General features: G+C 64.8%; 13 protein-coding genes. 7 read left to right on the forward strand and 6 right to left on the reverse strand.

Annotation, left to right across the window (positions count from 1 at the left end; translation table 11 throughout):
• Positions 1–114: 114 nt before the first annotated feature.
• The 3 genes from G3A50_RS10930 to G3A50_RS10940 all read left to right on the forward strand — a co-directional run bounded on the left by G3A50_RS10930 (position 115) and on the right by G3A50_RS10940 (position 3978).
• Entirely contained in the window at positions 115–1728 is a 1614-nt protein-coding gene (locus G3A50_RS10930; protein ID WP_246252348.1) for a DUF1254 domain-containing protein, read from the forward strand.
• A 287-nt stretch (positions 1729–2015) separates the two neighbouring features.
• Positions 2016–2477 (forward strand): hypothetical protein, encoded by a 462-nt coding sequence (locus tag G3A50_RS10935; protein WP_246252351.1) that lies wholly within the window; start codon positions 2016–2018, stop codon positions 2475–2477.
• A gap of 343 nt (positions 2478–2820) precedes the next feature.
• A complete protein-coding gene (locus G3A50_RS10940) occupies positions 2821–3978 on the forward strand; it encodes a GGDEF domain-containing protein (protein WP_163075311.1) in 1158 nt (385 codons plus the stop codon).
• 98 nt (positions 3979–4076) lie between these two features.
• Here the strand turns inward: G3A50_RS10940 and G3A50_RS10945 are convergent, their stop codons facing one another.
• Positions 4077–4514, reverse strand: a complete 438-nt coding sequence (locus G3A50_RS10945) for an Lrp/AsnC family transcriptional regulator (RefSeq protein ID WP_163075312.1) — start codon at positions 4512–4514, stop codon at positions 4077–4079.
• Between the two features lie 126 nt (positions 4515–4640).
• Here G3A50_RS10945 and rocF point away from each other — a divergent pair, with 126 nt between their 5' ends.
• Positions 4641–5564: an arginase gene (gene rocF / locus G3A50_RS10950; protein WP_281355804.1), complete on the forward strand. Its 924-nt coding sequence runs from the start codon at positions 4641–4643 to the stop codon at positions 5562–5564.
• Positions 5565–5567: 3 nt separating this feature from the next.
• Positions 5568–6617, forward strand: coding sequence for an ornithine cyclodeaminase (locus G3A50_RS10955; RefSeq protein ID WP_163075313.1), 1050 nt, complete (start codon positions 5568–5570; stop codon positions 6615–6617).
• A gap of 67 nt (positions 6618–6684) precedes the next feature.
• Here the strand turns inward: G3A50_RS10955 and G3A50_RS10960 are convergent, their stop codons facing one another.
• From G3A50_RS10960 to G3A50_RS10975, 4 genes are read right to left on the reverse strand one after another with little or no spacing between them, the layout of a single operon-like run.
• Entirely contained in the window at positions 6685–8274 is a 1590-nt protein-coding gene (locus tag G3A50_RS10960) for a gamma-glutamyltransferase family protein (protein ID WP_163075314.1), read from the reverse strand.
• A gap of 16 nt (positions 8275–8290) precedes the next feature.
• Positions 8291–9616, reverse strand: a complete 1326-nt coding sequence (locus tag G3A50_RS10965) for a TRAP transporter large permease (protein WP_163075315.1) — start codon at positions 9614–9616, stop codon at positions 8291–8293.
• On the reverse strand, positions 9603–10151 hold the full coding sequence (locus tag G3A50_RS10970) for a TRAP transporter small permease subunit (protein ID WP_163075316.1): 549 nt from the start codon (positions 10149–10151) through the stop codon (positions 9603–9605). Before G3A50_RS10970 ends, G3A50_RS10965 begins: the two co-directional genes overlap by 14 nt.
• The gene (locus G3A50_RS10975) at positions 10148–11242 is read right to left on the reverse strand and encodes a TRAP transporter substrate-binding protein (RefSeq protein WP_163075317.1); all 1095 of its coding nucleotides are present in this window, start codon (positions 11240–11242) and stop codon (positions 10148–10150) included. Before G3A50_RS10975 ends, G3A50_RS10970 begins: the two co-directional genes overlap by 4 nt.
• 292 nt (positions 11243–11534) lie before the next feature.
• On the opposite strand from G3A50_RS10975, the gene G3A50_RS10980 reads away from it, so the two are divergent.
• Both G3A50_RS10980 and G3A50_RS10985 read left to right on the forward strand, forming a co-directional pair.
• Complete coding sequence (locus G3A50_RS10980) at positions 11535–13871, forward strand: acetamidase/formamidase family protein (protein WP_163075318.1); 2337 nt, start codon at positions 11535–11537, stop codon at positions 13869–13871.
• 434 nt (positions 13872–14305) lie between these two features.
• Positions 14306–16249: a DEAD/DEAH box helicase gene (locus tag G3A50_RS10985; RefSeq protein WP_210255306.1), complete on the forward strand. Its 1944-nt coding sequence runs from the start codon at positions 14306–14308 to the stop codon at positions 16247–16249.
• A 110-nt stretch (positions 16250–16359) separates the two neighbouring features.
• On the opposite strand, the gene G3A50_RS10990 is transcribed toward G3A50_RS10985, so the two are convergent.
• A complete protein-coding gene (locus tag G3A50_RS10990) occupies positions 16360–19533 on the reverse strand; it encodes an EAL domain-containing protein (RefSeq protein WP_163075320.1) in 3174 nt (1057 codons plus the stop codon).
• Positions 19534–19697 lie beyond the last annotated feature (164 nt).

Here is a 19697-nt window from a genome sequence, read left to right on the forward strand (position 1 = left end):
GTCACAGAAACTTTTATGCAGGCGTATCAAAGCGGAATAAGTTCACTGAGAGCCGCCGCGCCCTAAAGGCCAACGGAAGCGGTTATTATTGACGCTATCAAAGGTAGAAGCGCCTTGTCCAAACGATCACTGCTGTCTTTCGCCACGATTTGCCTTCTACTCTCACCGCTAGATGCGCGAGCAGACACGCTCACCCCGGTCCCACCGTCGGTCGTCACGCCCAACGTAGTAGAGACGTCGCGCGGCACGTTCGAATTCAAGGACGGCGCGCCGACAGAGGCGACAGCGCGGGCGCTTTACGATCAGAACGACTTCACCTTCGCATACCGCACCTTCATGGACACGATGCGCGGCGTCAGCATTCGCGCGCTCCGTCGCGGAATGGAGGACATGGGCGTCAAGAAGAACGAGGTGATGGTCTTCTCGGAACTGATGGACGCAAAGTCGCTGTTCCTGACGCCGAACGCGGACACCATCTACGTCATGGGCTGGCTCGACCTCAGCGAAGGCCCAGTGGTGATTGAGTCGCCGCCCGAGTTCCTCGGCATCGTCCAGGACGCGTGGTTTCACTGGGTGACCGATATGGGCAGCCCGGGCCCCGATCGTGGCCTCGGCGGCAAGTACCTCATCGTTCCGCCCGGCTATGACGGCCAGCTCCCCGAAGGCGGCTACTTCATCGCGCACGCGAAGACCAATGGCATCCTATGGTTCGGCCGCTCGTTCCTGAAGGACGGTAACGACCCCAAACCCTCCGTCGAGGTCATCAAGAAGTACACGAAGGTCTATCCCTTCACGCCGGGCGGATTCGGAACCTCGATTGCCTCGTTCCTTGCCGGGACGGCCAAGCTGGGGAAGATCACCGAGCCTGCTGCAACCGTCTTCCACGAGGGGAGCGGAAAGGTGATGAACACGCTTCCCCCGAACGACTGGAGCTATTTCGAGCTCCTGAATCAGGTGGTGCAGAGCGAGCCGGCGACCGCGCTCGACGTCGAGTTGATGGGACCAATGGCCGCCCTCGGCATTGTAAAGGGCCAACCGTTCGCGCCCGACGCGCGCATGAAGGCGATCATGACGGATGCCGTGGCGGTGGCGAATGCCGCATCGCGCAACGTGTTCATGAACCCGCGCGACCCCGACTGGTTCTATTATCAAGACTCGTCGTGGTTCAACATGCTGTTCGAGAGCGGGTTTGAGTTCGAGACGCCGATCCCGGAGATCACGCCGGAAGGCGCCAAGCCGTTCCCGCCGACCGGCTATCGGCAAATGGATGCGCGCACGGCCTTCTTCTACGGCATTACCGGAATCACTCCGGCAATGGCGATGCGACTGACGGGGGTCGGGTCGCAATATCTCTTGACGGCGAAGGATGCCGACAAGAACTACTTCGACGGGTCCAAGACCTATAAGGTCACCCTGCCGAAGGGGATCCCGCAGGCAAACTTCTGGTCGCTGACGGTTTACGACAACATGACCCGGTCAATGCTCGATACGCCCCAGCGCTATCCGCGGGCGGGCAGCCAGAGCTACCCTTCGCCCGCAGCGAAAGCCGATGCCGACGGCTCGACCACGATCTACTTTTCGCCGACCCAGCCGGACGGCGTCGGGCGGGGCAACTGGATCCAGACCATGCCTGGAAAGGGCTGGTTTGTTGGGCTGCGCCTCTACAGCCCGTTGAAACCGTTCTTCGACAAAAGCTGGCGCATTGGCGAGATCGAACTCGTCAAATAATGTCCTGACCGTGACTAACGATATGCGCATCTGCTGAGAACAGAATTCGCAATTCTGTTCTCAGTAAAATCGTTGCGCCGACCCGGATCGTTGTCGTAGCTTTCAAAAGCCTCAAGTCACTTTCCCCAATCGCAGCATTCGTGATTTATGGGTCACAACCTGAGCCCACGACTCGATCGGATCTTCGACTACCGCAATATTGGCTTCTCGCAGCGGCCTGACGTCAAACAGGTGACGGCGCGGCTAACGTACAATTTCTGATGTCTGTGTGACGGGAGCGTTTGGCGGTGGCAGGCCGGAAAATTTCGCGCAACGCGCTGCGCTATGCGGTTCTACTCGGCATCCAGACTACCGCGGCAGCGTTCCTGTTCTGGGTGATCTTTCCGATCTTCCTGCGGGTGATATCGAGCATCGGGCAGCAGCAGGGGCTCGATCTTGAGGTCCAGCTGGAGATCCTGATCGGGGTTATTGTGCTGCAATGCTGCTATTGGATCCGGCTGCGCTGGGTGCCGATCGTGGCGCCGTTCCACAATGTGTTCGTCGGCCACCTCGTCCTGTTCGCCAGCCGCGTCAGCTTCTTCTTCGGCGGCGCGCTGTTCTCCGCCATCTTCTTTCGCCATGTGCCGGAGCTGGATGCCCTTCCTTCAGCAGCCCAGGCGATCGCCAGGGCTGCTGGCGTCCTCGCCATCCTGTTCGCGCTGTTCTGCTATTCCCTCGAACTGGAACGCCTCGGCCGCGCGATCGAATAAAGCCGGACACCACGATTGCCGCCCGCGAAGGGCCTTTCCTAGGTGGCCTTCGCGCGAGCTGCTTCGCCAGGGATTGCCGCTGACATCGCAACATCCACGTATAAGGCGCGAGCTCCAGCCGCCGCCCCAACATGTGTTCTCAATCTTGGGGAGACATCACAAACCGTTTCGATGCCTAACGCCGGCGCCCGCAGTCCCCGACCTACGACATGACCCGGGACGGTTTTTCGCGGCTCGCCTTCGAGAGGTAGTAATGTATACATTGCGGCGTCGCACAGGGGTCCGCAGAGGCAACGCAGCTTCGTGTGAGCCATGATTATGTACTGCACGGAGACACGACGCCATGTTCGGTCCAGCTTCTCTGGACGCCTCAACGCTCTTCGTTGTTAATGCTGCTTCACTGGTCGTCTTTTCCGTTGTCTACCTTGTGGCGTGGTCGCAGAGGGCAAACCGCAAATACTGGCTGAATCTGACCATAGCGAACCTCATTTTTGCGGTTGCCTTTGTCATGTTTTCGCACCGGATCGACGGCAGCAAGGAGACGCTGCTCCTCCCGAACTGTCTGCTGGTTATCGGCCTGGGTTTTCGCTGGCAGGCCATCCGAGCCTTCTTCGGGCGTCGACCGACCTATCGGCTGTCGATTTCTCTTACGGTGTTGGTCGCCGCCCTGCTCTACGGATCGGATATGCTTGGTCCGGGAACCGTATTCGGCGGCGTTAACGTCATTATAGCTCTCCAAATCGCCATCATTATCTACACTCTGGCTTCGGAGCGTCATCAACACTTGCCGTCCCGTTGGGGGCTCATCGCCGCTTATGGCGTATTGCTGGGGTCATCCGCGCTTCGCGTCATGCAGGGATGGATGCTCGACCGAGGCATGGACAGCCTTTTGCCGGCCGACACATTCCTCGATATCCATCTCATCGCGGCTGCCATCCATATTGTTGCGTGCGGCGCTTTCTCGCTCTCCATGGCTTACGAGCAGGGCACCGAGGGTCTTCGAAGGGCCGCGTTGAGTGATCCGCTCACCGGCCTGCTGAATCGGCTCGGATTGGAGCATGAGCTTACCCGGCTGGTCGGTTTGGCTCCGCTGCGTTGTGCGGTCGTCCTGATCGACATCGACGAGTTCAAACAAATCAACGACAAACACGGGCACGCTGCCGGCGATATCGTCATTCAAAAATGCAGTCGGACGATCACGGCGCGGCTGCGGAATATCGACTTCGCAGCGCGGGTTGGTGGAGAAGAGTTCGCCATCATCTTGCCAGACGTCACGCTCGAAGAAGCCGGCCGAATTGCAGAACGTATCCGCAGGGCGATCGAGCTCGAAGAGGTGACGACTCCTGAAGGCCCGATCCGCTTCACGGTCAGCGCTGGAATCAGTCTATCCGAGACGCCGCCTCATATATTCTCGCAACTGCTTATCGAAGCCGACAGGCAGCTCTATCAGGCAAAGGCGGATGGTCGGAACCTGGTGCGATTGGCGTCGCGGACAGGGTAGCGGATCGGTCGGATGGGAGGCGTCGCGCCCTTCGCGACATGGTCTATGGGGCCCCGTCCCAGAGCTGCATTCTCGGCCCCTTGAGCTGGGGACCAAGGTCAAAGCCGTGCCCGCGTCGTCCGCGGCGTCGCGAGCAGGAGATTGGTCTCGGAGGCGGTGATGCCCGGGATCAGGCGAATGCGGCGCAGGATCGCGTCGAGCGCGGTCAGGCTGTCCGTCGCAAGCTCCACGATGAGGTCCCATTTTCCGTTCGTCGTATGGATCGCCGAGATCTCCGAGAAGCCCGCGAGCACATCCACCACCCGGTCGGCCGAGCGTCCCTCAAGCTCGATTGTCATGATGCCGCGCACCGGCATGGCGATGGCGTCCGCGCGAAGGATCACCGTGTAGCCGACGATATCGCCCTCCCGCTCCATGCGCTCGATCCGGGCGCGCACGGTCGCGCGCGACACGCCGATTTCGGCCGCGAGATCGGAAATGCTGCGCCGCCCGTCATGGCGCAGGAGAGACAGCAGGCGCTGGTCGAGATCGTCCATGTCTGTTCATTTTGATAAGCAATGTCACCATAATGGTAGGCCTAGATACGCTTTTTGCCAATATTGATTGTTCATTCCGCCAGGTGTCCCGGCTACGCTTCTGTCCTCACAAAGGAGGGCCTAATCGTGCGCAACTGCATCCTTCTCGGGGCACCGGTTCAGGAGGGCACCCGCCGCCTCGGCTGCGATATGGGCCCGAGCGCCTTTCGTGCCGCCGGCATCGTCGGGACGCTGCGCGAACTGGGCCATGACGTGATCGACCGGGGCAATCTCGCGCCCGTTGCGGCGCCCGCCCGTGCCCACTCCAATCCGGCCGTCCGCTCGCTTGCCGAGGTCGTCGCGTGGACGGAACTGCTTGGCGAGGCGGTTCATGGGGCCGCCGGTGAAGGCATGCCGATCACGCTCGGCGGCGATCACAGCCTCGCGGCGGGCACGCTGACCGGCATGAGCCGCCATGCGACCGAGCTTGGGCGCCCGCTCTTCGTGCTCTGGCTCGACGCCCACCCCGATCTGCACACGCTCGACAGCACGGAGAGCGGAAATCTGCACGGCGTGCCGATGGCCTATGCCACGGGCCAGCCGGGGTTCGAGGGCATTTTCCCCCCGCTCGCCGCCCCTCTCGACCCGTCCCGTGTCTGCATGATGGGCATACGCAGCGTCGACCCGGCCGAGCGGCGTACCGTTGCCGCGTCCGGCATCACGGTTCACGACATGCGGGCGATCGATGAATTCGGCTTCGCGGCGCTGCTGCGGACCTTCCTGCATCAGGTCGAGGCCGAGAGCGGCCTGCTTCATGTCAGCCTCGATGTCGATTTTCTCGACCCGGATATTGCTCCCGGCGTTGGCACCACGGTGCCGGGCGGGGCGACCTTTCGCGAGGCGCATCTGGTCATGGAGATGCTCCACGAGTGCGGGCTCGTCTCCAGCATCGACCTTGTGGAACTGAACCCGTTCCTCGACGACCGCGGACGCACCGCGCGTCTGATGGTGGATCTCGTCGCGAGCCTGATGGGCCGGCGCGTCCTCGATCGTCCGACCCGGAGCTACTGAGACATGCCGCGCGCACCGAAACTGAACGTCGTTCCTTTCGTCAGCGTCGACAACATGATGAAGCTGGTTCTGGCCCTCGGCATCGAGCGCTTCCTGGTGGAACTGGCGGGATTCATCGAGGCCGATTTCAGGCGCTGGGAACGGTTCGACAAGACGCCGCGCGTCGCCTCGCACAGCCATGACGGCGTGATCGAGCTGATGCCGACCAGCGACGGCGAGGTCTACGGCTTCAAATATGTCAACGGCCACCCCAAGAACGCCCGCGACGGGCGTCAGACGGTGACCGCCTTCGGCATGCTGGCGGACGTCTCGACCGGCTATCCGGTGCTGTTGACCGAGATGACCATTCTCACGGCGCTGCGCACGGCGGCGACATCGGCGCTGGCGGCCAGGTATCTGGCGCCGAAGGGCGCGCGCACCATGGCGATCATCGGCAATGGCGCGCAGTCGGAGTTTCAGGCGCTGGCATTCAAGGCGCTGACTGGCGTCGACCGCCTGCGTCTCTACGACATCGATGCCGGAGCAAGCGCGAAATGCGCGCGCAACCTTGAAGGCCTGGGCTTCGATATCACGATCTGCGTCTCCGGCGAGGAGGCGTTGATCGGCGCGGAGATCGTCACCACCGTCACCGCCGACAAGCAATATGCCACCATCCTCACCGACAACATGGTCGGCGCCGGTCTGCACATCAACGCGGTGGGCGGCGACTGTCCGGGCAAGACCGAATTGGCCGCGGACATCCTCAGGCGCTCGGAGATCTTCGTGGAGTACCCGCCGCAGACCCGGATCGAGGGTGAGATTCAGCAGCTGGAACCCGACCATCCGGTTACCGAACTGTGGCAGGTGATCGCCGGCACCGCGCGAGGGCGCCGCGAGGCCGGCCAGATCACGCTGTTCGATTCCGTGGGCTTCGCCATAGAGGACTTCTCGGCGCTGCGTTACGTGCGCGAGAAGCTTGCCGGCACCAGCTTCTATGACGAACTGGACCTGCTCGCCGACCCCGATGACCCCCGGGATCTGTTCGGCATGGTGCTCCGCGCCGGCCGCACCTAGCGCAGACAGATGTTGATTTTGCCGGCTAACAGGCAGGGCGGCGTCCGTGCGGAACGCGGCCGGTCCGCTAGAAACCCATCGGACCGCCGTCGCTCCGGGGATCGCCGGCGCCTTCGAGGCGACCATCGGCATGGCGGGCAATGGCCCCCGCATGCCCCATCATCGCGTCGTAAGGGGCGACGATCTCAACATCGTGGCCTGCCTCTCGCAGCGCGGCGATGAGATCGGGGGGGAAGCGGTCCTCAAGTTTGAGCGTCACGGTTTCCGCTCCCCAGGTCCGCCCGAGAAGCCAGCGCGGCGCGGTTATCGCGGCCTGCAGCTCCTGCCCGAACAGGGCGTAGCGCGTGAAGAGCGCGGCCTGCGTCTGCGGCTGCCCCTCCCCACCCATGGTGCCGTAGACCATGTGGCGGCCATCGTCGAACGAGGCGAGCGCGGGGTTGAGGGTGTGAAACGGCTTGCGCCCCGGGGCAAGGACGCGCGGGCCCTTCCCGTGAAGCTGGAAGCTCGACCCGCGATTCTGCCAGACGATTCCGGTCTGCGGCAGCACGACGCCGGAGCCGAACTCGAAATAGATGCTCTGGATGAAGCTCGCCGCCAGCCCGTCGGCGTCAATCGCGCCGAGCCAGACGGTGTCGCCCGCCGATGGCGGCGCGGGCCAGGGCAGGGCGTGTTCCGGATCGACATTGGCGGCGAGCCTGTCGAGGGCCGGATCGGTCAACCAGGCGCGCGGATCTTCGGTCATGGAATCGGGATCGCCGACAAGCCGGTCGCGGACCAGGAACGCCTGCTTCGTTGCCTCGACAAGACCGTGAACATGCTCGAAGCCCTCCGCCTCGCTAACGCCGAGGCGGCTGAACAGGGCGAGGATCATCAGCGAGGAGAGGCCCTGGGTGGGGGGTGGCATGTTGTAGAGGCGGATACCGGGAAGTCTCACCGACAAGGGGGTGACCCGCCGGGCGCGACAGGCGGCGAGGTCGTCGCCCGTGACGGGGGAGCCGGCGGCTTCGAGATCGTGCGCGATCTCCCTCGCCAGCGCGCCGCGATAGAAGCTGTCCGTGCCGTCGATGGCGATGCGGTGCAGCGTCTCGCCGAGTGCCGGCAGCTTCATGAGCGAACCGGTCGCCGGCGCGGCGCCATCGACCAGGAAGCTTGAGGCAAAGCCGCTGACATCAGCCAGTTCGGGCAGCTTCTGCGCCGTCAGTTCGTGCTGGCTGGCGGTGACCGCGAAACCGTTGCGAGCGTGCCAGACGGCGTCCTCGACGAGACGCTCCAGCGGGAGGCGCCCGCCATGTTCGGCGCTGAGCGCCAGCGCTTCGCCCCAGCCCGCCACGGTGCCGGCCGCCGTGTTGGCGGCCTGTGGACCACGCTGGGGAATCGCGGTGAGCCCGGCGCTGGAATAGAGCTCGGGCGTTGCGGCGCCGGAAGCTCGCCCGCAGGCGTCGATGCCAACGGGCGCTTCGCCCGGCCTGCCGATCAGCCAGAAGCCATCGCCGCCGATCGCGGTCATGTGCGGATAGACCACGGCGAGCGTTGCCGCCATGGCGATGGTCGCCTCTACGGCGTTCCCGCCCTCGCGCAGGACGCGAAGTCCTGCCTCGCTTGCGAGATGGTGCGGGGACGTGACCATGCCGCGACGGGCGCGGGTCGTGTTCAACATGGCATGCGTTTCCTGGCTACCAGCCGATGGCCCGGGGCAGCCAGGTCGCAACCGCGGGGAATGTGAAGACGAGAGCCACGGCCCCGATCTGGAGCGCGATGAAGGGAAGCACGCCGCGATAGATGTCACCTGTCGTGACCTCGGGCGGCGCCACCCCGCGCAGATAGAACAGGGCCCAGCCGAACGGCGGTGTCAGGAAGGAGGTCTGCAGCACGGTGGCGATCAGCGCCGCCGCCCAGATCAGATCAACGCCGGCCGCGTTCAGCAGCGGCAGGAACATCGGCACCACGATGTAGCTGATCTCGATCCACTCGATGAAGAAGCCGAGCACGAAGATGATCAGCAGCATGAAGATGATGATGCCGTTGGTTCCGCCCGGCACCATGGAGAAGGCGTCGTGAACCAGCCGCTCGCCGCCCAGGCCCCGGAAGGAAAGCGCGAAGACCTGCGAGCAGATCAGCACGAAGAACATCATCGCGGTGATGCGTGCCGTCGACTGCACCGTGTCGACCAGCACCTTCCAGGTGAAACGGCGGGCGAGCGCGGCGACGAGAATGGACCCCAGCGCGCCCATGCTGGCGGCTTCCGTCGGCGCCGCGACACCGCCGATGATCGAGCCGAGCACGGCGAGCACCAGGCCGATCGGCGGCAGCCCCACTTTCAGCGCCTTCAGCCAAAGCTCGCGCCGCGGCATGGCCTGGCGCTCCTCCAGCGGAATGGCAGGTACCTTTTCCGGCCAGATGATGCCGATCACGATCATGTAGATGCAGAACACGGCCGTGAGCAGCAGTCCGGGCATCAGCGCGGCCGCGAACAGCGTGCCGACCGATTCGCCAAGAATATCCGCGAGCAGGATGAGAACCGTGCTGGGTGGAATGAGCTGTCCCAGCGTGCCCGAGGCGCAGATGGCGCCGCAGGACAGGCTCTTGTCATAGCCACGCCGCAGCAGGGTTGGCAGGGTGAGAAGCCCGAGGGTGACGATCGTCGCGCCGACAATGCCGGTCGTCGCTCCCATCAGCATGCCGACAAGCACAATGCCCAGTCCCATGCCGCCACGCAGGCTGCCGGAAAGGTGGCCGATGACCTCCATCAGCTCGTCGGCCAGCCGCGACTTCTCCAGCATCACGCCCATGAACACGAAGAGCGGAATCGCGATCAGCGTGTAGTTGGCGGTAACGCCATAGATCCGCGCCGGCAGCAGGTTGAACAGCGTGGTGCCGAAGCCCAGCCAGCCGAAGAAGAAGCCGCTGATGGCGAGGGTGAGCGCGACCGGCACGCCGGCAATGAGCAGCACGAAGAAGGAGGCGATGCAGGCGATCGCCAGAATTTCATTGATGGGCATCGGCAGGCACCGGCGAGGCGGGTTGGGACCCGCTGCCAAGGAAGGGCTGAATTGCCCGAAGGGTCGCGGCGAGGCTCTGCAGCAGAAGCAGCACGAAGCCGGCGGGAATCATCGCCTTGAGGAGGAAGCGGTAGGGCAGGCCACCAGGATCGGGCGAGCCTTCGCCGATGTTGTAGGACTGCATGACATAGTGCCAGGACAGGAAGATCACGATCGCCGACAGCGCCACAACGCACACCGCCGAGAACAGGTCGATCACCTGCCGCACAACAGCCGGGAAGCGGACATACAGGATGTCCACCCGGACATGGCCTTCATGCTTGATGGTGTAGGCGATGCACAGCAGGGTGAGCGGCGACATCAGGTGCCATTCCAGCTCCTGCATGGCCACCGAGCCCACATTGAACGCGTAACGCATCAGCACGTTGCCGGCCATGACGAGGACGAGCGCAAGGCCCGTCCACGCCGCGATCCACCCGCAGACCTCGACAATGCTGTCGAGGCCGCGGGCGCATCTTTCGAGTGCGGAACTCATGCGCCCCTGCGGATCTGCGTCTGGTAGACCGCTTCCGAAAGTCCGGCCCACTGGCTGTGCTTGGCGGCGAAGTCGTTGAAGCTGTCATACACCTTCTTGATCTTCGGATCCGAGTTGGCCAGCTGATCGAGCGTGGTCTTGGTGACCTCGCGCAGCTTCTCGACCACTGGCTTGGGCAGCGGACCGGCGATGACGCCCTGGTTCTGCACGAGGTCGGTCATCGCCTCGCCATTGGTGGCCTCGCACCAGGTGTGGCTGATGACGTTGCAGGCGGCCGCGGCGGTGCGGACGATTTCCTTCAGGTCGTCCGGCAGGCTGTCCCAGGCGGCCTTGTTGACCACCAGCTCGGTGACGTTGTTCGGCTCGTGCCAGCCGGTGGTGTAGTAATACTTCGCCGCCTTCTGCAGGCCGAGGCGACGGTCCTGATAGGGGCCGACGAACTCCGCCGCGTCGATCACGCCGCGCTCAAGCGCGGGGAAGATCTCGCCGCCGGGCAGCAGCTTCACGTCGACGCCGAGCTGGGCGTAGACCTTTCCGGCGAGGCCGGGGATGCGCATCTTCAGGCCCTGGAAGTCCTCGACCTTCTCGATCGGCTTGCGGAACCAGCCGGACATCTGCACGCCGGTATTGCCCAGCGGCATGGGAACCAGGTTGAAGGGCTCGTAGAGTTCTTCCCACAGCTGCAGCCCGCCGCCATGGTAGATCCAGGCGTTCTGGCCCTGGAAGTTCAGGCCGAACGGCACGCAGGTGAAGAACTGCGCCGCCGGCACCTTGCCGGCCCAGAAATAGGAATTCGCCGCGTTCATCTCGACCGTGCCAGCCGATACCGCGTCAAACCCTTCCAGCGCCGGAATCAGCTCGCCCGCCGCGAAATGCTGGATGTTGAGGCGCCCGCCCGACATCTTGCCGACCAGCTCGCAGAAATAGGTCGGGCTGCCAGGGCCGACGACATAGAACGGCGAGCCGGGACCATAGGCGTTGGTCATCTTCCAGTTGAAGGTCTGCTGCGCGCGGGCGACATTCGGTGCCGCGATGGTGGCGACAGCCGCCGTGCCGGCGAGGCCGGCGCCAAGAAATCCACGACGATCCATCTCGTTCCCTCTGTTTGTTCGAGCGCCTGCGGCGTCCGCCAGGCGATGCGTGAGCGGAGTATCCCGAGTATGCCGCAGTGCGGCAATGCCCCCTAAGGAGCAAACCCGCGTCATCGACCCCGCGAGGGAGGGTATAAAATGGATGTTTATAATAATATAATCAATAAGTTGAGTGAAATTGCCGACCAATTGGGCATAGAGCGCGGGCTGGCTTGCGACAAGTTTTTGTGCGCCAATCGTCAAAGCGCGTCGTCCGGCCTGCGCTAGCCTCCCGTTGATGAAGATCCAAGCCATGAGCCGCACCATCCCGGTCTCGATCAATGCTTTTCCCGCAAGCAAGCAGGAAGCGGCATGGCGCGAGACGCTCGCCACCCTCGCGCTTTCCGATCAGTGGCCGAAGGACGCCGCCTTTCATTTCGGCGAGATCTCGATCAAGCGTTCGCCGACCCTTGCGACGCTCGCCCTGCTGCGCTCCACCGCGCAGGGGCTGAAGACCCGTATCGACGAATCCGACTGCGTTCTGATCGGCTTCGTGCATTACGGACGCGGCCATCTGACCGATACCGGCCGCCGCGCGCTCGAATTCGCGGATGGCGATCTTTGGGTGTGCGACCCGCTGGCTTCCGGCGCCATCCAGTTCCGCAACGACTTCGAGCTCCTGCTGCTGCAGGTGCCGCGCGAGCGGCTGGCCGGCCGCATCGGCCGGGGACCGGGCGTGCCGACAATCGTGCTGGGCGATTCCATTTCCGCTGCCGCCGCGCGGCCGATGATGCGGGCCTTGGCCGCCAATTTCGCGATGATGGAGGATGGCGATCTCATCGCGGCCGAAACCGCGATCAGCGAGCTGGTGCTTTCGGCGCTGCTTGCCGAGACGCGCCCCGAGGAGGACAGCGCGACGCAGGTCCAGATGGCCCATTTCGCGCGGGTCTGCGCCCAGATCGAAGCGCGCCTGCGCGAGCCCGATCTTTCCGTGGCCGAGGTCGCGAAAGCCGAAGGTCTGTCGCCGCGCTATGTGCAGCGCCTGTTCGAAGGCCAGGACCGCTCCTTCTCCGACCATGTCCGGCACCGCCGGCTGGAACATTGCCGGTTGGATCTGATCAACCCGCAATATGCCGACCGCAGCATCGCCGAGATCGGCTATCGATGGGGTTTCACCGATCAGGCGCATTTCAGCCGCGTGTTCAGCGCGGCCTATGGCATCGCCCCGCGTGAGTTCCGCAAGACCAGCAGCGGGTCGGTGGAGACGCGCTGGACCCGTGGCCGGCCGATCCATAGCGGGGTCCGGCCGATGCGACCCGGGCCCGCACCGGCACCTGTGCCCGCGGAAGGGGACGCCGCGGCGCCGGAGGCGCTCCCCGCCATGGAGGCGGCCGAGCCAGGCCGTCACCATCTTCCGGTGTCGCGCGAAACGGTCCACTGGGGCTATCTCGGCCGCTCGATTCCGCCCGTCCTCAGGGTGCGCTCCGGCGCGATCATCACGGTGGAGACGCTGACCCAGCACGCCTATGACGACCATGAGCGGATGATACAGGGCGATCCCGGTGCCGAGAGCGTGTTCCGCTGGAGCCCGGACTACAAGGCTGTCGACCGCCGCGGCGCCGGGCCGATGAATGCGAGCATCTTCGGGCGCGGCGCGGGCGAGGGGTTCGGCGTGCATATCTGCACCGGGCCGATCTTCGTTCACGGGGCCGAACCCGGCGATGTGCTGGAGGTGCAGATACTCGACCTCAAGCCGCGCCCCTGCGCCAACCCGGCCTATGAGGGGCAGGCGTTCGGCAGCAATGCCGCCTCGGCCTGGGGCTTTCATCATGACGATCTGCTCGATGAGCCGCGCACGCGCGAGGTCGTCACCATCTACCGCACCGATGCGGCGGGTGAGAGCGGCTATGCGGAAGCGCTCTATTCCTTCCGCTGGGTGCCGCAGACCGACCCGTTCGGCGTGGTCCACGAGACGATCGACTACCCCGGCATCCCGGTTGACCATTCGAAGCTGACGCGGCGCCGAGAGGTGCTTCAGGGTGTGCGCGTGCCTGTTCGCCCGCATTTCGGGTTCATCGCCGTCGCGCCGCGCGAAACCGACATCGTCGATTCCGTCCCGCCCGGCTATTTCGGCGGCAATGTCGACAATTGGCGGGCCGGCAAGGGCTCGTCGATCTATCTCCCCGTGACCGTGCCGGGCGCGCTGCTTTCGCTGGGCGATCCGCATCTGGCGCAGGGGGATGGCGAGATCAGCGGCACGGCGCTGGAATGCTCGCTCACCGGCGAGATCCGATTGGTGCTGCACAAGCGCGGCGAAACCGAGAAGGTCTTTCTGAATGGGCTCAATGCCCCGCTGATCGAGACCGAGCGCAGCTGGCTGCTGCACGGCTTCAGCTACACCAACTATCTGCGCGAACTGGGCCGCAACGCGCAATCCGAGGTGTTCAAGCGCTCCTCGCTGAGCCGGGCGCTGCGCAGCGCCATGCGGGCGGCCCGCAAATTCCTGATGGAGCATTATGGGCTCGACGAGGACGAGGCCATCTCGCTGATGTCGGTGGCGGTCGACTTCGGCGTGACGCAGGTCGCCGATGGCAATTGGGGCGTCCATGCCAAGGTGAACAAGGCGATGTTTGCCCACCGGGGCAAATGAGCAATGCAGACCTGGCGCGGGGACGGCGCGTCCCTGTCCGCAGCGTCCCGCGCGATGGCGAAGCCTCCAGTCCCGGGGCTCCGGGTGATTTCCCAAGATCTTGCTAAGCCTGGCCGCCGGATAGTTTGATGGGCTGCCATTGCGAGAACATTATGTGCGCTACAAAGCTGCGCTATGACTTCCCCCTTATCGTGCCACTTGCGAACAGGGCACCGGGCGCGACCTGAGGTTTCGCCCGTGAACGGCATGGCGATGGCGCCATGCGTCTCCCCCGCAGCTATGCGCCAGCATGCGGGAGCGCTGCCTGAGTTCGGCGTGGTTGCGGTAGCGTCCCGGCTCCTCCCCGATTAGGAAGGGGCTCCCAGATACATTCCGATGGCTCGCCTTCGACGCCTGACGATATTGCCAGATAGGCGGAACCAGCCGTGCCCTTCATGACGACGAACCCGGCGCTTGCCCGTGCCTTGGCCGAACGGGACTACAACAACCCGACGCCGGTGCAGCTTGCCGTCCTCGCGCCCGAGGCGTCGGCGCGCGATCTTCTGGTGTCGGCCCAGACCGGTTCGGGAAAGACCGTCGCCTATGGACTGGCCATGGCCGAAACGCTGCTGGGCACCGAGGAGCGATTTGCTTCCGCCGCCGCGCCGCTGGCGCTGGTCGTGGCGCCCACGCGCGAATTGGCGCTGCAGGTCCAGCGCGAATTCGTCTGGCTCTATGCGGGAACGGGCGCGCGCATCGTGTCCTGCGTCGGGGGCATGGATCCGCGACAGGAGCAGCGGCTGCTGAACCAGGGCGCTCATATCGTCGTCGGCACGCCGGGACGCCTGCGCGACCATCTGGAGCGCGGCCGGCTCGACCTCGCCGCGCTTCGCGTCGCCGTGCTCGACGAGGCCGACGAGATGCTCGACCTCGGCTTCCGCGAAGACCTTGAGTTCATTCTCGACGCCACCCCGCCGGAGCGGCGCAGCCTGCTGTTCTCCGCCACCATGCCGCGCGGCATCACCGCGCTGGCCAAGCGCTACCAGCGCGACGCGCTTCGCATCGAGGTGGCAAGCGCGGAAGGCGGCCACGCCGACATCGAGTATCGCACCATCCGCGTCGCCCCGACCGAGGTCGAGCACGCCGTCGTCAACGTGCTGCGCTTCTACGACACGCCGAGCGCCATTGTGTTCTGCAATACGCGCGAGGCGGTGCGGCGCCTGCACGCCATGCTGCAGGAGCGGCAGTTTTCCGCCGTCGCGCTCTCCGGCGAGCTTAGCCAGACCGAACGCAACCATGCGCTGCAGGCCCTGCGGGACGGCCGGGCGCGGGTCTGCGTCGCCACCGACGTGGCGGCGCGCGGCATCGACCTGCCCAATCTCGGCCTCGTCATCCATGCCGACCTGCCGAACGACGCCGAAAGCCTGCAGCATCGCAGCGGCCGCACCGGGCGGGCGGGGCGCAAGGGCGTGAGCGTGCTGCTGGTGCCTCCGTTCCGTCGTCGCCGGACCGAGGACCTGATGCGCGGCCTTGGCATCGCGCCCGCCTGGTCGGGCCCGCCGACCGCCGAGGATATCCGCAAGCTCGACCATGAGCGCATGCTCAGCGATCCCCTGCTGACCGAAGAGCCGAACGAGGAGGATGCGAGCGCGGCCCGTACGCTGCTCGCCGCCCACAGCGCCGAGCATCTCGCGGCCGCGCTGGTGCGTCTCTACCGCGCCGGCCTGCCGGCGCCGGAAGAGGTTGCCGATCCCGGCGAGCCGCGCGCCGCGCGGGATCGTTCGGCGGACCGCGAGTTCGGCGGCCCCTCGGGCAGCGGTGGCGGCGGAAGCAGCTGGTTCCGGCTCAATGTCGGTCGCCGCAACAACGCCGATCCGAAATGGCTGCTGCCGCTGATCTGCCGGCGCGGGAACGTGACGCGCAGGGATATCGGCGTCATCCGCATCTTCGATGAGGAAACGGCCTTCGAGGTCGGCCTCGCCGCCGCCGACCGCTTCAGCAAGGCGGTGCGCAAGGCGAATGCGGACGACGTGGTGATCGAGCCGTTGCCGGGCGGGCCGTCGAATGCCCGTTCGGAACGTCCCGCTCGGGGCAAGCCGATGCGCGACAAGCCCTTGCGCGACAAACCGCATACGGACAGACCGCACCAGGATCGACCGGTTCAGGACAGGCCGCGTTACGAAAAACCCATCCGGGAAAAGACCTTCCGCGACGAGGCCCCGTGGAAGAAGCCCGCCGACGGCAAAGGCGAACATGGCAGGGCGGCGTTCGATCGGCCGCGCGAGGCCAAGCGGCCGGCGCCGGGCGCGGGGGACCGCAAGCCGAAGGACGCGCGTCCCGCGACCTTCGAGGGCAAGCCGAAAGGCAAACCCAAGGGAAAGCCGCCGCGCCGCCCCTGACCGCGCCGCGAAAGGCCGCGGTGAAAGGAGCGCGTGAACGGGAGGTCCGGGAACGCGCCGGGCCGAGAGTGCGGAGGCGTCCGGGGCTGGCTACCGCCGCGCGGAGTCTGTCATGTCCCTTCTGCGTTCAGATATGTCCTCTCGAAGAGGTCGATCGGAATGGGCTTGCTGAAGAAGTAGCCCTGCATTTCATCGCATTCGAGCAGCCGAAGCAGGCGAAACTGCTCGTCGGTCTCGACACCTTCCGCCACCACCTTGAGCTTCAGTCCGTGCGCAAGGCTGATGATCGTGGACACCAGTGTCAGCCCGACAGGACTGCGCGTCATCTCGCGGATGAACGAGATGTCGATCTTGAGGCCGTCGACCGGCAGCTTGGCCAGGTAGCTGAGCGAGGAGAAGCCGGTGCCAAAATCGTCGATGGCGACGGTTATGCCCATCGCCCGGATGGCGTGCAGGTTGGTGACGCTGGTGGTTATGTCCTCCATGATGACGCTTTCCGTGATCTCCAGCTCCAGTCCGGCCGCGGCGTGCGGGTCTTGGCTGATGATCCGTTTCAGCTCGGTGATGAAGTCGGGATCGCGCAGCTGCACGGGTGACACGTTCACCGCTATGCGCCCGGTCGCGATGCCTTGCGCGCGCCACCTCAGATAGAGGTCCACGGCGCTTGCCAGCACCCAGTTCCCGACCTCATAGATCAGGCCGGTCTCTTCCAGGCTCGGGACGAACTGGCCCGGAAGCACCAGTCCCGCATGCGGATCGTTCCAGCGGACCAGAGCCTCCGAGCTGGTGACCTTTCCGCTGGCAAGACCCACCTTCGGCTGCAGGTGAAGCACGAACTGCTGCTTTTCGAGCGCATCGCGCAGCCGGGTTTCCCGGCTGAGTTTGTCCTGCACCGCCTGGGTCATGGTGGGGCTGTAGAGCCGGAATCGGCCGCCCCGCGCCTTGGCGTTCTTGAGCGCGGCCTCCGCATTTCTGAACAGCGTTTCCGCGTCGCCACCGTCATTGGGAAACAGCGCGAGGCCCGCCGTCGCGGACACGCGCAGTTCTGTTCCCTCAAGGCAGAAGGGGTGGGCGACGAGCGCCCTGAGCACGTCGTCGAGCCGCCGCTCCAGGTCGCGGCCGGCCGCGACGTTGGGCAGGACCACGCCGAAATGGTCCGCGCCAAGCCGCCCGACCAGATTGGCGTCGCCCCTGTTCTGCGACAGCCATCCCGCCACCTGCTTCAGCAGTTCGTCGCCGGCCGCCCGTCCGAGGCTGTCATTGACGTTCTTGAAGCGGTCGAGGTTGATGATGAGCAAGGCCACCTTGTGCCGGCCACTGGTCTCCGCCCGCAGGCATTGTCCGAGCCGTTCGAGAAAGAGGCTGCGGTTCGCCAGGCCCGTCAGCTCATCATAATAGGCGAGGTATCTGAGGCGCTCCTCCTTGCCGATGGTGTCGACCGCGAACGCGATGTCACCGATCAGCTCCTTCAGCAGGCCCATCTCTTCCTCGTCGAAGAAATCGACGCTTTCCGCGTAGAGCGCAAGAACGGCGACCGCCTCTCCCGACTTCATCACCGGCAGCGCGACCATCGATCGGGCGCCGAACGCCGCCCATTCCCTGCCATGCAGGGCCCTGGGGTCGCGTTCATAGTCGTTGACGATGACCGGCGTCTTCTCGCGCACGGCTCGGGCGGTGAGGGTTTTCGGCGCTTCGTCGGGTGAGGCCAGAGCACTCCTGAGGCGCTCAAGAAACGGCTCGTTCCTGCCTTCGGAGGCCACCAATATGAGCGTCATCGTGTGCGGCTCGACAAGGCTCATCGTGCACGCGCTGAAGCCTCCGACCTCGATCGCGATGCGGCACATCTCGCGGAAGAGTTCCTCGCGGTTCGTGGCGCGGATAATCAGCGAATTTATGCTGCTCAGTACCGCGTAGACACGGTTCAGCCGCCGGATCTTCAGTTTGGCGCTCGTCAGTTCGTGAATATCGGTGCAGGTGCCGAACCATTTCACAATTCGGCCGGCGACATCGCGTTGCGCCACACCCCGGGTCAGGAACCAGCGATAGAGACCCTGCGCGTCGCGCAGGCGGTTCTCCCGCTCATAGGTGTCGTTACCGCTCGCTGCCCGGCGCCAGTCCTCGCGAATCTGCGGCTGTTCGGCGGGATGGAACTGCCGGATCCACGCATCCCCGTGGCTCTCCTCGATGGCAAGCCCGGTGTAGTCTTCCCAGCGCTTGTTGAAGTAGATGTTGCTCCCATCGGGCTGCGTCGCCCAGACGATCTGCGGCACAGCTTCGGCCAGGGTGAGAAACTCGTCCTTGCTTGCCTGCAGCGCCTCTTCCGCCTGCTTGCGCCGCGTCTCCCGCGCGAACCCGTCAAGCGCGAAGCTGATGTCCATCGCGAGCTGGCGCAGCAGGTCGCGCGCGGGCTCGTCGAAGAAGGTCGCCTGGTCGGAATACACATTCAGAACACCGACGGCGATACCACCCGTGCGCAACGGCAGGGCGGCCGATGTGGTCCAGCCGGAAGGCTCCATGCGTTCGCGCCACGGCTCCATGGCCGGCGCGTGCATGATGTCCTGAAGCCAGACCGGCTGGTTCTCGCGCATCGCCCTGCCGACCGGACCGCGCCCGAACGGTGTGTCGTCGCGCATCGAGATCTGGATGCCCTTCAGATAGCCATCGGTGTCACCCCAGCTGGCGACCGGCAGCACGGAAAGCGTGTCTGCGACGACAAGACCAATCCAGGCCATGCTCGCCCCGCCGAGTTCCACCGCGATCCGGCAGATTTCGGGAAACAGCTCCTCTTTCGTCGAGCAATGCACGATCACGTGGTTGCACTGGCTCAGCGCCGCATAAAGCCTGCTGTGCTGACCCGCCTGTTCCTCCGCCGCCCTGCGGGCGCTGATATCGCGGATGTTGCATTGGACGACTTTGACGTCTTCGCATGAGTAGGAATTGCTGACGAACTCGACGGCGACCGGCGTCCCCGCCTTGGTCTTGAGCGGCAGGTGTTCGTAGCGGACGTAACCGGAGGTCTGAAGCTCGGCGAACATCGCCTTGCTCTCGGCGAAGTCCGCGAAGGGACCTACCTCCCACAGCTTCTTTCCCAGGAACTCGGCATGGCTATAGCCGAGCATCTTGACCAGGTAGGGGTTGACGTCCTCGATCTGCGCCGTGTCGGCATTGATCAGCAGGATGCCGTCCTGTGCGGTCTCGAACAGCCGGCGATAGCGCGCCTCCGACATACGCAGCGCACGACCAGCCGCCGCCTCAGGGCGTGGATCTGTCGATCGTGGGCGCATGGGGCGACGGCCTCCCTTGGGGCGAAGCGCTCCCATTGTCCTTCGTGCGATCCACCACGAAACGACAGGGAGCTTGCGCCAGAAATATTTACACCCGCGTTCCCGGATCGCCTAAGGACAATCTGAAGAATAGATTGAATCGAAAGATTCAACTTGGGTCAGCA

The organism is Ancylobacter pratisalsi, from assembly GCF_010669125.1.
GTDB classification, from domain to species: domain Bacteria; phylum Pseudomonadota; class Alphaproteobacteria; order Rhizobiales; family Xanthobacteraceae; genus Ancylobacter; species Ancylobacter pratisalsi.